We start from the raw sequence: 14,911 nt of genomic DNA, 5'->3' as shown, positions 1-14,911 counted from the left end.
GTTTAATCGCGCTCGCCGGTCAGCCATTGCAGTTGCACTTCGTGCTGACCACGGTCGTCGGTGACGAAGATCGTGCCGTCGCTGATCATCACATCCCACTTGATGACCCGTGGCATGGCCTTGGAGAGGATATCCAGCGCCTCTTGCGGCACGGCGGCAATGTGAACATTTTTCAGGTTTTTCGCCACCGGCACGACCTTGCCCTCCCAGACGCGCAGGCTGCCATAGGCCAGCAGGCTGGTGCGTTCGGTACGGCGCGAGCACCAGGTGAGGCGATCGGCATCGGGCTGGCCGACTTCGATCCAGTGCAGCACGCGGTCATCCAGGCTTTTTTCCCACAAGGCCGGTTCGTCTACTTCAGACAGACCGCGGCCAAACGCCAGTTGCTCGTTGTACCAAAGCGCGTAAGCGAGCAAGCGCACGGTCATGCGCTCTTCGGTTTCGGAAGGGTGACGGGCGATGGTCTGCTTGACGCTTTCATAGACACTGCGGTCCAGATCGGTCAGGTTAAGTTCGAATTTGTACGTCGTCGACGGCTGGGCCATGAAGGGCTTCCAGGGCAGGAGAAAGCCGGCAAGTCTACCCGATGCAGGCCCCGGTAACGACATTGACTGGACGCTCGGGGATCATGACAGCGCTGTGCAGGTGATTTCGCCAGCATTTGTTGCGGCTGAAGGCCATAAGGCCGGAAAATCCGCTAGTGTAAGCACGCTTGCCGATGCTCTTTGAATGATTTTTCTGAGGATGAATTCGACGTATGTGTTTTCGCGCCTCGCCCCTTGCAAGCCTGCGCCTGGCTACCGGTCTGATGACGCTGGCTCTCTGGGCTCTGCCCGCCACTGTCCAGGCCAGGGATACGTTGATCTGGCTGATGCGCGACATGCCGCCAGTCACCATTTACTCCGGCCCCGACCAGGGCCAGGGCGCGATCGACCGGCTTATGCCGCTGCTGATCGCCCACATGCCCGAATACGATCATCTGCTGATGCGCGTCAACCGCGCCCGTGGCATGCAAATGCTCAACGAGCCGAGTTTCACCTGCGACCCGACCTTGTTATGGACGGCGGAGCGGGCCAAGAAAATCGTGTTTTCCATTCCCACGTATGCGGTATTCAGCAATGGCCTGATCGTGCGCAAGGACGACCTGGCGCTGTTTACCCCCTTTATTGCCGACCGGCATATCGATCTGCAAGCCTTGCTGGCCAGCAAGACCGTGAAGATCGGCGTGGTGGCGGAGCGCAGCTATGGCCCGGTCATCGATGACATTCTCAAGCAGACCGCGCCTGACGAACTGAACCTGCACTATGGCAACGATGCCATCGGCAGCCTGTTGCAGATGCAACGGCTGGGACGTTTGCAGGCAATGATCAGCTATTGGCCCGAAGCGCGTTATCAGGCACGCCAGCAAGGCATTCGAGAAAGCGAGTTGGTCTTTCTGCCGGTCAAGGACAACCCCAAATACCAGTTCACCCACATCGGTTGCTCGGACACCGAACAGGGCCGCCAGGCCATGGAAATCATCAACCGGGAAATGCGCGTGCTGCGTGAACAGTATCTGTTGGGTTTTTACGCCCAGTGGCTGGACGACAAAAAACGCGAGGAATACCTGGAGGACGCCAAGACGTTTTTTCTCGACAATTGATTGGCCCGGGCAAAAGAAACCCCGAGCAGCGGGGATGACTGGTCGGGGCAAACCTTGGCTTTTGGCCAGGATGGCAGGCATCGAACATCGGAGCAAAATGATCGAATCTGCCTTACCTGATACGAGCCCGTTACCGGGCAAAGGTTCCTGGCCTCTGGCGCCGCAGCTATAAAGCAGTTACAGAAAAGCAGATGACGCTGAAAACGCACGCTGGGCGGCAGCATGACGCATGGCCGCGATCATGCAAGGTTCAATACGCCCTTCGACGACCAGCAGGTCGCGATGCAGACCGTCGACAACATCGGTCAACTGAAACTTGTCGCGCAACTGATCGGCGCTGAAGCGACGTTCAATGACGGTGACACCGACAGCATTCTTCAGGGTTACCAGACGTTCGCCTTTCAAACCGGCAGGCCCGAGACTGGCCTGGTACGGCGACAGCGCTTCACTTAGCAGCAAGCTGATATTTTCCATCTAGATCACCACTCAACAGGTTGAATGCAAAGGTGCTTATCAATGACCTGCGCCCAGACTGGAAAGTTCTGACATCCGGGCATAAAGCAGGCAATGCTCCATGAAATCGAGCATGCCTATGGAATGTGACAGAGAGAAAACCACAACGCAATTGGCAATTATGTCAGTGGTCCGGCCGCCACATCGGCAGGCTGATGAAGCGGTCCTGTTCTGCGCCTGGCCATCCAGAGCAGTAAATCCTGCGGGCTCATGGGCCGCGCAATCAAATACCCCTGTATGGCGCATGCGCCCAGCGCCAGCAGGCCATGAAAGTCATCGATGGTTTCAACCCCTTCGACAACCACTTCCATGGACAAGCGCCGGGCCATGAACAGAGCCCCTGCGACCACGGCCGACTTGCGCGAGTCATCGCCCATGCCACGGACGAACTCAGCCGGAACCTTCAATTCGCAGAACGGCAGTTGCAGCAGGCGCCGGATATTCGAAACGCCGGTACCAAAATCATCGATCGACAGACGACAGCCCTGCATGCGCAGGCGCAACAAGTCGTCCACTTGCCAGCCACCCGCCTGATCGGCGTCCTGCTCAAGGATCTCCAGGGTCAGCAGGCTGGGGGCCAGCTCATGACGCGCGAGCAGTTCCAGTACCCGCCGGGCAAAATCCGCCTGCTCCAGCATGCGCGGGGCAATGTTCACGGCAACCGGCAAGGCTTGTCCCCGCTCATCACGCACCCTGGCGGACAATTGCAACGCCAGTTCCAGCACGCGCCAGGTCAACGGCGCGAGCAGGCCTGCCTGTTCGACAGCCGGCATGAAGTGGCCGGGGCTCAACAAGCCATGCCGTGGATGCTGCCAGCGCACCAGCGCTTCAACCCCCAGTAAATCGCCCTCCAGGCTGACCTTGGGCTGGAAATGCGCCAGCCACTGATCCACCGGCGGTGCGCACCCAGCCTTGCTGAACAAGGCTTCACATTCGATGTGCTGCGGCACGCCCGGCGAAACCTGCAGCATGTCTGCCGAGCAGCCATGACGAACATATGCTTCCAACAGCGTCCGCATCACCGTGACCGACGCCGGTTTTTGCAGACACCCCAACACCTCGATGCCTTGATGGCGCGCCAGCCGCGCGACACTGTCCTGCACATCGGCAGCGGCGCTGCTGAGCACAATCAGCGCCCGGGCCTGGCGCGTCTCGGCCAGATGGCGAATCAACGCCAGGCCGTCGGGGCCATCCATCTGCAAGTCGCAGATAGCGATGTCCACCGGGCCACTGACGCGCAGCGACTGGCAGGCCAGCGCCACGCTGTCAGCTGCCAGTACATTGAATATCTGGTTGGCATTGATCATCTGGTGCAACGCCATCAGTTGAAAAGGGTTGTCTTCGAGTATCAGGACTTTGAGTGAGTGCACGAGCGAGTCTCCACATGAAGCTGTTCCTCGATATCGCGACACAAGCTGCCGATACAGGCGTGCAGCCCAAGCCAGCACTCACTCGGGGCGGCCGTCGTTTCGCCGCACAGCGCGCTGTCCAGCGCCGTGCAGGCGCAGGCCAGCGCCCTGGCATCGATCAGGACGGCAGCGCCCTTGAGGCGATGCAGCGAAGCGCGCAGAACGCGCAGGTTTTGCGGCACGATGGCTGACTGCAATACGTGTTGCTCGTGATGCAGGTTCTTGTGCAGTTCATGCAGCAGGCGGTGTATCTGTGGCTCGTCGGCCTGGGTGAGGCGGCGGAGGGTATCGATATCGAAGCCCATGGTCTCAGCCCCCATGAAGCGCTTCTGTATCAAGGTCGTCATCGATCAGCGCCAGTAACTCGCGTATCGCGCGGTGGGCCGCCTGCAGGGCTTCGCAAGGGACATTACCCTGCCGCCGTGCCTGCTCGAACTCAAGCTCCAGCAGGTCGATGATCGCCTTCATGGGCGCGCGAACATGATGGTTGATATCGGCCACCAGTATGCTGTTGGCTGCACTGGCCTGCTCAAGCTGTACTTGCAGGCGCTTGCGTTCGGTGATGTCGACCCAGCCACCGAGCAAACCCTGCAACTGACCGTCAGCACCGAAGAACGGCACGCTCCATTGCCAGGCCTGTAGAGGCTGGCCCGACAGCTCCAGCGCCCGCTCGGCGAATACGGGCTGGCCGTTTTCCAGCAGTTGCAGGTAGTCGTCGTGCATCTGCCTGGCCAATGAGCCCGGCAGCAGGTCGACATCGATCAGACGCCGGCCCAGCATGTGCTCGATACTGACGCCCAGGCAGGTTTCGTAACACCGATTGCACGACAGCAACCGCCCTTGCAGATCGCGCACATACAGGGGCATGGGAATGCCATTGAGTAAGGCATGCCTGAAGGCCAACTGGTCATTGAGCAGCGCTTCGGCCTGATGGCGCAGGCGGACCTGGACCTTGAGCCGACTGTGCCAGGCCAGCGATACCAGCCCCAGCACAAGCACCATCGCCACGCTCCAGAGCGCCCATGACGGAATACGACTCCACAGCGATGGCTGCGGCAGCCTCGTGCCCAGCCATTTCATGCGGATCGCGCGCATTTCAGTCACCGGAAACTCTTCCAGGGATTTGTTGAGAATGCTCAGCAGCTCTGGCTGCGACTTGATCACCGAAAAGCGATCCGGCGACCATTTGCCATCCACACTGCGCCCGACCTTGAGCTTGCCGGGCGCAACCAGCCAGGCGCCGGCCTCATTCTGAATGGTGGCGTCAGCCTGGCCGCTTTCAACCAGTTGGCGGGCCTGGGCGTAGGTGTCGACAAGGCGCAGTTGAATGGCTGGATACTGACGACGGATTTCACCCTCAAGCGCGTGCCGGGCCGGCAGGGCCAGTACCTGCTCGCCAAGATCGGCCAGGCTGGCGGGCGAAGCCTGGTCGGCACGGACCACGAACACCCAGTGGTTGCCGCCAAAGGAATAAGTGAAGTTGAGAAACTGCTTGCGCTCGGTATTCTCGGCCAGCGTGGTGTTCATGTCGGCCTGGCCGTGCTGTAGCACTTCAAGGCTGACCTGGGTAGAAGGCACGGCCTTGTAGGCGAACTGCAAGCCGGTCATGCGCGAAATCCGCGACAGCACATCGACATTCAGCCCCACCCAGTGCCCGTGACTGTCGCGGTAGATGTACGGCGGCTGCTCGGTGGTCACGATGCTCACCAGCGGATGCTTGGCCTGCCAGAGCCGTTCAACGCGGCTCAGGGTGATGCGCTGTCCGGCAACATCGGCATTCAACCCCAGCGTCCAGCGCCTCGACACCTCACGCACCAACGCAGGCTCCAGGCTGGCCAGCGCCTGATCGACCTGCTCACGCAGGCGTTGATCGCTGGCGCGCAAGGCGAAGGCAAACCCGGTCGGCGGCAACGAACACTCAAACACAATCCGCAGGTCCAGATAAGGACGCATGGCCAGATAAGAGCGCACAACCACTTCGTTGCCGATAAAGACGTCCACTTCCTGCTGGGCCAGGGCCTCCATGGCGCTGTACAGATTGGGCGCCAGAATGATCTCGCTGTCGGGGTAGGTTTGATGGGTCACCTGCGGGTCGGCATAGCCCTCGAGCAGTACGATCTTCTTGCCGGCCAGCCCCTGCGCCGGCACCAGTTGCTTGCCATGGGCAACCACGACGGACCGGTCGGGCATGTACTGCCGGGAGAAGATCAGGCCAGGCTCGCCCTGATCAAAGCCGTTGGCGCTGGTGAGGATGTCGATGCTGCCGTCGCGCAGCGCTTTAATGGCGTCCTCGCGCTGGGCAAAGCCCACCAGTTGCATGGGCGTGGCCAGCTTGTGACTGACAAGACTCAGGTAATCGGCGCTCACACCCTGGTAGCGGTTACCGTCGGTGGTGATGTCGATGGGTTCGTTATCGGCGATGGCAATGCCGACCCGCAGCGGCGCGTTCGCGTCCAGCCACTGCCGCTCGGCATCGGAAAGTTGCAGAGCAGCAGAGCTCTCGAAGGGTGCGCCCAGCGTGAATGAAAGGCTTTGCGCAGCCGTGGCCGGTTGCATGAACGCCATCATGAGCATCAATGCCAGCAGACGCCAGGCATGGGCGTTCATTGCCGGGAAGGTCTTGCTGACGGGGCCCTGCCTGCTTGCCTGTTTCACAACCGCACACTCTTCCGAAACCATTCAACCGGCAGAGTTTGGCATGCGCAAACAAGAAGGCCCGCCAGATGGCGGGCCTCAAGTTGTTACACGACGATACCGTTAGAGCGGTTTGCCGCGGTTGCCATGCAGGCCAACAAAGGCCTGTACGGCTTTGAGGTCATTCGGCAGAACTGTGCAGCGCTCTTCGCGCTGGAACAAATCAGAAAGATGTGCAGGTAGCTCAAGCTCTTTTCCTACACCCGCCTTCTCCACCGCCTCAGGGAATTTGACTGGATGTGCGGTTCCCAACACCACCATCGGGATGTCCAGACTGCGGCGGCACTCGCGCGCAGCCTTGACGCCGATGGCGGTGTGCGGGTCAAGCACTTCGCCGGTACGGGCAAATACTTCAGCGATGGTGGCGCAGGTCTGCTCGTCGTCAACCGCCAGCGAGTCGAACAGCTTGCGGGTTTCGGTCCAGCGTTCCTGATCGACGCTGAAGCCGCCGCCTTGCTTGAAGTTGTCCATCAGTTCGGCGATGGCGGCGCCATTGCGACCGTGCATGTCGAACAGCAGGCGCTCGAAGTTCGACGACACCATGATGTCCATCGACGGCGACAGGGTCGCGTGCAGGGTTTCCTTGACGTACTGATTGCCGCTCATGAAGCGGTGCAGGATGTCGTTGCGGTTGGTGGCGACGATCAACTGGTTGACCGGCAGGCCCATGTTGCGCGCCAGGTAGCCTGCGAAGATGTCGCCGAAGTTGCCGGTCGGCACCGAGAACGACACCGAACGGGCCGGGCCACCGAGCTGCAGGGCGGCGTGGAAGTAGTAGACGATCTGGGCCATGATCCGCGCCCAGTTGATCGAGTTGACCGCTACCAGACGCGTGCCCTTGAGGAAGCCCTGGTCGGCGAAGCTGGCCTTGACCATTTCCTGGCAGTCATCGAAGTTGCCTTCGATGGCGATGTTGTGGATGTTGTCGCCCTTGATGGTAGTCATCTGGCGGCGCTGAACGTCGGATACACGCTTGTTCGGGTGCAGGATGAAGATGTCGACGTTGTCGCAGCGACGGCAGCCTTCGATGGCCGCAGAGCCGGTATCGCCGGAGGTGGCGCCGATGATCACTACGCGCTCGCCGCGTTTGGCCAGCACATGGTCGAGCAGGCGACCGAGCAGTTGCAGGGCGAAGTCCTTGAACGCCAGGGTCGGGCCGTGAAACAGCTCCAGCACCCATTCGTTGCTGTCGAGCTGACGCAGCGGAGCGACCGCGCTATGGGCGAAAACGCCATAGGTTTCTTCGAGGATTTTCTTGAAGTCGGCATCGTTGATGCTGCCGGCCACGAAGGGGCGCATCACCCGGAAGGCCAGCTCGTGATACGGCAGGCCGGCCCAGGAAGCGATTTCTTCCTGGGTGAAACGTGGCAGGTTTTCCGGCACATACAGACCACCATCGCTGGCAAGACCTGCGAGCAGCACGTCTTCGAAGTTCAACGCCGGCGCTTTGCCACGAGTACTGATGTAACGCATATCTGCAAACCTTTGGTGTGGGCGGCACGCTGCACGCATGCCGCCGCTGCTTGATTAGTTTAGGTGTTCGACGCGGATACGAACGACCGGGCCCACGACATCCTGCAAGGCTTCCAGCGCCTGGATGGCATCATTGATGCGCTGCTCGACGACACGATGGGTCAGCAGGATCATTGGCACCAGGCCATCTTGCTCTTCGACCTCTTTCTGCATGATCGATTCGATGTTGATGCCGCGCTCGGACAGGATGCTCGCCACCTGGGCCAGCACGCCGGGATGGTCCTTGCCCTGAATACGCAGGTAATAGGCGCTTTCACAGGCTTCGATCGGCAGGATCGGGTGCGCAGACAACGAGTCAGGCTGGAAGGCCAGGTGCGGCACGCGATTGGTCGGGTCGGAGGTCATGGCACGAACCACATCCACCAGGTCGGCAATGACCGAAGAAGCGGTCGGCTCCATGCCGGCACCGGCACCGTAGAACAGGGTCGAGCCGGAGGCATCGCCATTGACCATCACAGCGTTCATCACGCCGTTGACGTTGGCGATCAGACGGTCGGCCGGGATCAGGGTCGGGTGCACACGCAATTCGATGCCCTGCGCGGTGCTGCGTGCAACGCCCAGGTGCTTGATGCGATAGCCCAGTGCTTCGGCGTAGTTCACGTCGGCAGTGGTCAGCTTGGTGATGCCTTCGGTGTAGGCCTTGTCGAACTGCAGCGGGATGCCAAAGGCGATGGACGCCAGAATGGTCAGCTTGTGCGCCGCATCGATCCCCTCGACGTCGAAGGTCGGATCGGCTTCGGCGTAACCCAGCGCCTGGGCTTCAGCCAGAACGTCCGGGAAAGTACGGCCTTTTTCGCGCATCTCGGTGAGGATGAAGTTACCGGTGCCGTTGATGATGCCGGCCACCCAGTTGATACGGTTGGCCGACAGGCCTTCACGGATCGCCTTGATCACCGGAATGCCGCCAGCCACGGCGGCTTCGAATGCGACGATCACGCCCTTCTCGCGGGCACGCTCGAAGATTTCGTTGCCATGCACGGCAATCAGCGCCTTGTTGGCGGTGACCACATGCTTGCCGTTTTCGATGGCCTTGAGCACCAGTTCACGGGCGATGGTGTAGCCGCCGATCAGTTCGACGACCACATCGATCTCAGGGTTGCTGGCCACCTCGAACACATCGCTGGTGGTTGCAATACCGGTAATCTGGCAGTTGGGGTTGGGTGTACGAACTGCAATCTGCGCGACTTCGATGCCACGCCCGGCACGGCGGGCAATCTCCTCGGCGTTGCGCTGAAGCACGTTAAAGGTACCGCCACCGACGGTACCCAGCCCACAAATGCCTACTTTGACCGGTTTCACTGATGAACTCCCCGTAGAACAGCCGCCCTGAGGACGGCCGCGAAAAAACAGCTGCACGTAACCATGCAGCTAAAAATTGATTATTTGGCGCCCAGCGCCAGTTTGGCGACTTGAGCGGCCGGCTGGTAGCCCGGAATCACCTGACCATCAGCCAGGACAATGGCCGGTGTGCCGTTGACACCGATCGACTGGCCGATCTGGAATTGCTTGCTCACCGGGTTATCGCACTTGGCGGCCTTGATGTCCTTGCCTTCGACCATCTGGTCCATGGCCGCCTTGCGGTCCTTGGAACACCAGACCGCCTGCAACTGCTGGTCGCCCGGCGAGCCCAGGCCCTGGCGCGGGAAGGCCACATAACGCACTTCGACGCCCAGCTTGTTCAGCTGGCCTACTTCTTCGTGCAGCTTGTGGCAGTACGGGCAGGTGGTATCGGTAAAGACGGTGATGTGCGACTTGGCTTCACCCACGGCCGGGTAAATAACCATTTCACCGGGGGCGATGGCATTGATGGTCTTGGCAATGGCCTGGCGCTCGGTCTTCTCGGTCAGGTTGACCGGCTTGCCGTCCTGAATCTGGAACAGGTAGCCCTGCACCACGAACTGACCGTCGGCGCTGGCATACAGCACACGACCGCCCTTGAGTTTGACTTCATACAGCCCGTTGAGCGGGCTTGAGGCAATGCTTTCGACCGGCAGTTCGAGTTCAAGGGTATTGAGGGTCTTGCGAATGGCCTGTTCAGCCGCGGCATCGGCCTGGGCAGCCAGGCTGAAGGTGCTGGCCAGCGCAACGACGATGGCTGCAAAAAAAGAAGGAACGCGCATGAAAACTCCTGAGACGACGGACAAAGCCGAGGCCTCGCTACGCTGTAGCGCCTGCCTCGCTCTGTGAAACCGGCAAAGACTATCACATAAGCCCGTCAACACGGACCCGGACTGTCGGGCGTTTTGCTCAACCACGCGGATGATGGCTGGCATGCAGCTCCTGCAGGCGCGCGCGGGCAATATGGGTATAGATCTGGGTGGTGGACAGATCGCTGTGGCCCAGCAGCATCTGCACCACGCGCAAATCGGCGCCATGGTTGAGCAGATGAGTGGCAAAGGCATGGCGCAGTGTGTGCGGCGACAGGGACTTGCCGATGCCGGCCACCTGCGCGTGCTGCTTGATGCGGTGCCAGAAGGTCTGGCGGGTCATCTGCTCGCCGCGCAGGCTGGGAAACAGCACATCGCTGGGGCGGCCGTTGAGCAGCTCGTCACGCGCGCCGCGCAGATAACGCTCGATCCAGACGATCGCCTCTTCGCCCATCGGCACCAACCGCTCCTTGCTGCCTTTGCCCATGACCCGTACCACGCCCTGACGCAGGTTGACCTGCTCCAGCGTCAGGCCGACCAGTTCGGTCACGCGCAGGCCACAGGCATACAACACTTCAAGCATGGCCCGGTCGCGCTCGCCAATGGCGGCACTCAGGTCAGGGGCAGCCAGCAGGGCTTCGACATCGGCTTCGGAAAGCGATTTGGGCAGCGGTTTGCCTAATTGCGGCATGTCGACCTGCAAGGTCGGGTCGACGGCAATCAGCTTTTCGCGCAACAGATAGCGGTAAAAACCACGCAAGCCGGAGATCAGGCGCGCCGTGGAGCGCGGCTTGTAGGCATGCTCTACACGCCAGGCCAGGTGATCGAGAATCGCCTCGCGACTGGCTTCGGGCAGGTGTATGCCACGTTCGTGCAACCAGCCATTGAACAGCGTCAGGTCGCTGCGGTAAGAGTCGCGGGTATTGGCGGACAGGCCCTTTTCCAGCCACAGGGCGTCGAGAAAGAGGTCAATCAGGGGGTGATCCAGGGCAGACATTGCAGCTCGATGACAATGAACAGAGCGCAAAACCTACTACAGGGCACCTCTAAAAACTATCTGCGTTGCCATCGCTACGTTGAAAACCGGCTCGGAATGCTCATTTACTTCAGTAAACTCCGCTTCCTCGCCGGCTTTCGCCTTGCGCTGTCTGCCTCGCCTACGTTTTTAGAGGCGCCCTACAAGCGATCGATCGAAGAAACGCCAGACAACAAAAAAGCAGCCCGAAGGCTGCTTTTTTCATGCATCGAAAAACTGTATCAGGACAGTTTTTCTTTGATGCGTGCAGCTTTACCGGACAGGTCGCGCAGGTAGTACAGCTTGGCCTTGCGAACGTCGCCGCGACGCTTGACAGCCAGGCTGTCGATTTGCGGGCTGTAGGTCTGGAAAGTACGCTCTACACCAACGCCGCTGGAGATTTTACGAACAGTGAAAGCACTGTTCACACCGCGGTTACGCTTGGCGATTACAACGCCTTCGAAAGCCTGCAGACGCGCACGATCGCCTTCCTTCACTTTCACCTGAACGACAACGGTGTCGCCCGGGGCAAAGGTCGGGATTTCTTTCTGCATCTGCTCTGCTTCGAGGGCGAGAATGATTTTGTTGGTCATACTATGCTCCTAAGGGTGATCCTCCCGGATCAGCCATCGATACGTTAACTATCGTCCCGCTCGCGGATGTATTCCGCCAGCAGCTTTTTCTCTTCTCCAGAAAGTGAGCGACTTTCCAGAAGATCGGCCCGTCGTTCGTAGGTCCTTCCGAGGGACTGCTGCAAACGCCAACGCCGGATATGTGCGTGGTTGCCACTGAGCAACACGTCGGGTACACGCTGATCCGCATACACCTCAGGTCGGGTGTAGTGCGGGCAATCAAGCAGACCATCGGTGAAGGAATCTTCCTGCGCCGAGTCTACATGCCCTAAAGCTCCAGGCAGCAGCCGTGTAACCGCATCGATCAGCACCATCGCCGGAAGCTCACCTCCGGACAGAACATAGTCACCAACCGACCACTCTTCATCAACATGCGCTTCAATGAAACGCTCATCAATGCCTTCATAACGACCGGCAATGAGAATAAGTGCACTCTCTTTCACCAACTCGCGTACCGCCGACTGATCCAGCCTGCGGCCTTGCGGTGACAGGTAAATTACCTTCGCCGCATCCCCTGCCGCCTGCCTGGCCTGAACCAGAGCATCTTCCAGGGGCTTGATCTTCATCACCATGCCGGGGCCGCCACCGAAGGGGCGATCGTCTACTGTGTGATGCCGATCCGTGGTGTAGTCCCGCGGATTCCAACAGGTCAGCTGCATCAGCCCCTGTTTCACCGCACGGCTGGTTATGCCGTATTCGCTGATGGCGGAAAACATCTCCGGGAACAGCGTGATGACCTCTATGCGCAAATTGGCCACTTAGAAGTCCGCGTCCCAGTCCACCTTCATCTCGCCGGCTTCCAGATCGACTGCCAGCACGCAATGCTCCGTATAGGGCAACAGGCGCTCGCGATCATCCAGGCTGCCCGCGCAGGGCTTGACCACAATTACATCGTTCGAACCGGTTTCGAGCAGGTGATCGATCTTGCCGAGCAATTGCCCCTGCGTGTCGATGACCTTCAGGCCTTCAAGCTGGTACCAGTAGTACTCGCCATCGTCCAGATCGGGGAACAGGTTGCGCGGCACACAGATTTCACAACCGGACAGAAGACGGGCTTCGTCGCGATCATTGAGACCCTTGAGCGTTGCGACCAGGAACTTGCCTTGCAAGCGTCCACTGACCAGTTCTACCTGTTTTTCTACACGTCCTTCGCGCCGAAGCGTCCAGGTCCCGTAGTCCAGCAGGTTATCAATCGGATCCGTAAAGGAATAAACCTTCACTTCGCCGCGAACGCCATGAACCGAGAAAATCTTGCCAATGACGATCAGATCGTCGGCAGATGCAGGCGTCGCGTTCATAAGGTTCAGGCCGCAGCCTTGGCCTTGTTGTGCTCTTTCAGCAACTGAGCTACGCGCTCGGAAGTCTGTGCACCAACGCCCAGCCAGTAGTTCAGGCGTTCTTCGTTAACGGACAGACGGATTTCCTGACCACGAGCAATCGGGTTGAAGAAACCGATTTGTTCCTTGTGGGAACCGTCGCGTGGGTTACGGCTGTCGGTAACGGTCAAGTGGTAAAACGGGCGCTTTTTGGAGCCGCCAAGGGCAAGACGGATGGTTAGCATTGAACATCGTTCCTGTTAGTCGGTGCTGCAAATCTAAGGTGCACAGCGGGCATAGGTGCCCGAAAGGCCGCATATTCTCAAGGAATATCCTGACTATTGCAAATGACTTTTTCCTGCAGCCATTTGTTGCGCCCGACGATTTGCCAAGGTCCGACCGTCGGTGACGGCCGGGAGAGCCTGCCCGGAGGCAGAATGCGAAAGGTCCCCCTCTCGCGCAGAACGGGTGCAGCGCATGCCACACCCCGGATCAATCAAGCTGCCGAACCGGCCACGCACCAGGCGTTGCAGGCTCGACACCCCTTACATCTTCGGCATACCGCCGCCACCCGGCATCATGCCGCCCAGGCCGCGCATCATCTTGGCCATGCCGCCTTTGGTGGAGAATTTCTTCATCATTTTCTGCATCTGCTTGTGCTGCTTGATCAGACGCCCGATGTCCTGGACCTGAGTTCCGGAGCCCAGGGCGATGCGGCGTTTGCGCGAACCACTGATCAGGTCAGGGTCGCGGCGCTCGGCCGGGGTCATGGAGCCGATGATCGCTTCCATCTGCTTGAACTGCTTCTCGGCCGCGCCCTGGGCGTTGCCCATTTGCGAGAGGTTCATGCCGCCGATGTTCGGCAGCTTGTCCATCAGGCCACCCAGACCGCCCATGCTCTTCATCTGTTGCAGCTGGTCACGGAAGTCTTCGAGGTCGAAGCCCTTGCCCTTTTTGAGTTTCTTGGCGAGCTTGTCGGCCTTTTCCCGATCAAGGGTCTGCTCGGCCTGCTCGATGAGGCTGAGCACATCGCCCATCCCCAGGATGCGCGAGGCGATACGGTCAGGGTGAAACGGCTCGAGCGCCTCACTTTTCTCACCCATACCGATGAACTTGATCGGCTTGCCGGTGATAGCCCGCACCGACAGCGCCGCACCGCCACGCGCATCGCCGTCGACCTTGGTGAGGATCACACCGGTCAGTGGCAGCGCATCACCGAAGGCCTTGGCCGTGTTGGCCGCGTCCTGACCGGTCATGGCATCGACCACGAACAGGGTCTCGACCGGCTTGACGGCAGTGTGCAGTTCCTGGATCTCGGTCATCATTTCGGCGTCGATGTGCAGACGACCGGCGGTGTCGACAATCACGACATCGATGAACTTGAGCTTGGCTTCGCGGATGGCGGCCTGAGCGATATCGACCGGCTTCTGGCTGATATCGGACGGGAAAAAGGTGACGCCCAGGTCATTGGCCAGGGTTTCCAGCTGTTTGATCGCCGCCGGACGGTAGACGTCGGCCGAGACCAGCATCACGGTCTTTTTCTTGCGCTCTTTAAGAAAGCGCGCCAGCTTGCCGGCGGTGGTGGTTTTACCCGCACCCTGCAAACCGGCCATCAGCACCACGGCAGGCGGCGCAACATTGAGCACCAGATCTTCGTTGGCCGCGCCCATCAGGCTTTCAAGTTCGGCCTGGACGATCTTCACGAACGCCTGGCCCGGCGTCAGGCTGCGCGACACTTCGGTGCCGACAGCGCGCTCCTTGATGCTGTTGACGAAGTCCTTGACCACCGGCAACGCGACGTCGGCTTCAAGCAAGGCCATGCGCACTTCGCGCAACGTGTCCTTGATGTTGTCTTCGGTCAGCTTGGCTTTGCCCGTGACATGGCGCAGCGTCTGCGAAAGGCGGTCGGTAAGGTTTTCAAACATGCGCGATCCTTTAAGGCTCTGGTCGACCCGGTGGGTGCGGCCCCGCCGCGATAGAGACAAATGGCGCACGGCGAGCCCGCGGCCT

The 14,911-nt window shown here is 60.0% G+C and carries 14 protein-coding genes and 1 pseudogene; 1 reads left to right on the top strand and 14 read right to left on the bottom strand.

The window, feature by feature from the left end; translation table 11 throughout:
* Window positions 1-2: 2 nt before the first annotated feature.
* Window positions 3-545, bottom strand: coding sequence for a YaeQ family protein (locus ACYAS9_RS20790; protein WP_463570174.1), 543 nt, complete (start codon window positions 543-545; stop codon window positions 3-5).
* Between the two features lie 260 nt (window positions 546-805).
* Here ACYAS9_RS20790 and ACYAS9_RS20785 point away from each other — a divergent pair, with 260 nt between their 5' ends.
* Window positions 806-1,642, top strand: coding sequence for a TIGR02285 family protein (locus tag ACYAS9_RS20785; RefSeq protein WP_463570228.1), 837 nt, complete (start codon window positions 806-808; stop codon window positions 1,640-1,642).
* Between the two features lie 177 nt (window positions 1,643-1,819).
* On the opposite strand, the gene ACYAS9_RS20780 is transcribed toward ACYAS9_RS20785, so the two are convergent.
* From ACYAS9_RS20780 to ffh, 13 genes and pseudogenes are all read right to left on the bottom strand, one after another.
* On the bottom strand, window positions 1,820-2,116 hold the full coding sequence (locus ACYAS9_RS20780; protein ID WP_463570173.1) for a DUF3509 domain-containing protein: 297 nt from the start codon (window positions 2,114-2,116) through the stop codon (window positions 1,820-1,822).
* 158 nt (window positions 2,117-2,274) lie between these two features.
* Window positions 2,275-3,525: an EAL domain-containing response regulator gene (locus ACYAS9_RS20775; protein WP_463570172.1), complete on the bottom strand. Its 1,251-nt coding sequence runs from the start codon at window positions 3,523-3,525 to the stop codon at window positions 2,275-2,277.
* Window positions 3,504-3,869 carry a hypothetical protein gene (locus ACYAS9_RS20770; RefSeq protein WP_463570171.1) on the bottom strand — a complete coding sequence of 122 codons (366 nt, stop codon included), beginning with the start codon at window positions 3,867-3,869 and terminating at the stop codon, window positions 3,504-3,506. The genes ACYAS9_RS20775 and ACYAS9_RS20770 overlap by 22 nt, the downstream gene beginning before the upstream one ends.
* Before the next feature lie 118 nt (window positions 3,870-3,987).
* Window positions 3,988-6,171, bottom strand: a pseudogene (locus ACYAS9_RS20765) (transporter substrate-binding domain-containing protein); the annotation flags it as partial.
* A 150-nt stretch (window positions 6,172-6,321) separates the two neighbouring features.
* On the bottom strand, window positions 6,322-7,731 hold the full coding sequence (gene thrC, locus ACYAS9_RS20760; protein ID WP_463570170.1) for a threonine synthase: 1,410 nt from the start codon (window positions 7,729-7,731) through the stop codon (window positions 6,322-6,324).
* A 54-nt stretch (window positions 7,732-7,785) separates the two neighbouring features.
* Window positions 7,786-9,090 (bottom strand): homoserine dehydrogenase, encoded by a 1,305-nt coding sequence (locus ACYAS9_RS20755; RefSeq protein ID WP_463570169.1) that lies wholly within the window; start codon window positions 9,088-9,090, stop codon window positions 7,786-7,788.
* 80 nt (window positions 9,091-9,170) lie between these two features.
* A complete protein-coding gene (gene dsbC / locus ACYAS9_RS20750) occupies window positions 9,171-9,911 on the bottom strand; it encodes a bifunctional protein-disulfide isomerase/oxidoreductase DsbC (RefSeq protein ID WP_463570168.1) in 741 nt (246 codons plus the stop codon).
* Between the two features lie 127 nt (window positions 9,912-10,038).
* Entirely contained in the window at window positions 10,039-10,935 is an 897-nt protein-coding gene (gene xerD / locus ACYAS9_RS20745; protein WP_463570167.1) for a site-specific tyrosine recombinase XerD, read from the bottom strand.
* 260 nt (window positions 10,936-11,195) lie between these two features.
* Complete coding sequence (gene rplS / locus ACYAS9_RS20740) at window positions 11,196-11,546, bottom strand: 50S ribosomal protein L19 (RefSeq protein ID WP_056835535.1); 351 nt, start codon at window positions 11,544-11,546, stop codon at window positions 11,196-11,198.
* Between the two features lie 44 nt (window positions 11,547-11,590).
* Window positions 11,591-12,301, bottom strand: a complete 711-nt coding sequence (gene trmD, locus ACYAS9_RS20735; RefSeq protein ID WP_463570227.1) for a tRNA (guanosine(37)-N1)-methyltransferase TrmD — start codon at window positions 12,299-12,301, stop codon at window positions 11,591-11,593.
* Between the two features lie 42 nt (window positions 12,302-12,343).
* Window positions 12,344-12,883, bottom strand: a complete 540-nt coding sequence (rimM, locus tag ACYAS9_RS20730) for a ribosome maturation factor RimM (RefSeq protein ID WP_463570166.1) — start codon at window positions 12,881-12,883, stop codon at window positions 12,344-12,346.
* A gap of 5 nt (window positions 12,884-12,888) precedes the next feature.
* Window positions 12,889-13,146: a 30S ribosomal protein S16 gene (rpsP, locus tag ACYAS9_RS20725; protein WP_056835529.1), complete on the bottom strand. Its 258-nt coding sequence runs from the start codon at window positions 13,144-13,146 to the stop codon at window positions 12,889-12,891.
* 300 nt (window positions 13,147-13,446) lie between these two features.
* Complete coding sequence (ffh, locus tag ACYAS9_RS20720) at window positions 13,447-14,826, bottom strand: signal recognition particle protein (protein WP_463570165.1); 1,380 nt, start codon at window positions 14,824-14,826, stop codon at window positions 13,447-13,449.
* Window positions 14,827-14,911 lie beyond the last annotated feature (85 nt).

The organism is Pseudomonas sp. HP_08 (assembly GCF_055284095.1).
Note: the sequence above shows the minus strand (reverse complement) of the source record. Positions and strands in the feature narration are given on the sequence as shown.

Coding starts and splice junctions, on each gene's coding strand:
- ACYAS9_RS20790 (WP_463570174.1), bottom strand. CDS start 545: ATGGCCCAGCCGTCGACGACGTACAAATTCGAACTTAACCTGACCGAT.
- ACYAS9_RS20780 (WP_463570173.1), bottom strand. CDS start 2,116: ATGGAAAATATCAGCTTGCTGCTAAGTGAAGCGCTGTCGCCGTACCAG.
- ACYAS9_RS20770 (WP_463570171.1), bottom strand. CDS start 3,869: ATGGGCTTCGATATCGATACCCTCCGCCGCCTCACCCAGGCCGACGAG.
- thrC (WP_463570170.1), bottom strand. CDS start 7,731: ATGCGTTACATCAGTACTCGTGGCAAAGCGCCGGCGTTGAACTTCGAA.
- dsbC (WP_463570168.1), bottom strand. CDS start 9,911: ATGCGCGTTCCTTCTTTTTTTGCAGCCATCGTCGTTGCGCTGGCCAGC.
- xerD (WP_463570167.1), bottom strand. CDS start 10,935: ATGTCTGCCCTGGATCACCCCCTGATTGACCTCTTTCTCGACGCCCTG.
- rplS (WP_056835535.1), bottom strand. CDS start 11,546: ATGACCAACAAAATCATTCTCGCCCTCGAAGCAGAGCAGATGCAGAAA.
- trmD (WP_463570227.1), bottom strand. CDS start 12,301: ATGTTTTCCGCCATCAGCGAATACGGCATAACCAGCCGTGCGGTGAAA.
- rimM (WP_463570166.1), bottom strand. CDS start 12,883: ATGAACGCGACGCCTGCATCTGCCGACGATCTGATCGTCATTGGCAAG.
- rpsP (WP_056835529.1), bottom strand. CDS start 13,146: ATGCTAACCATCCGTCTTGCCCTTGGCGGCTCCAAAAAGCGCCCGTTT.
- ffh (WP_463570165.1), bottom strand. CDS start 14,826: ATGTTTGAAAACCTTACCGACCGCCTTTCGCAGACGCTGCGCCATGTC.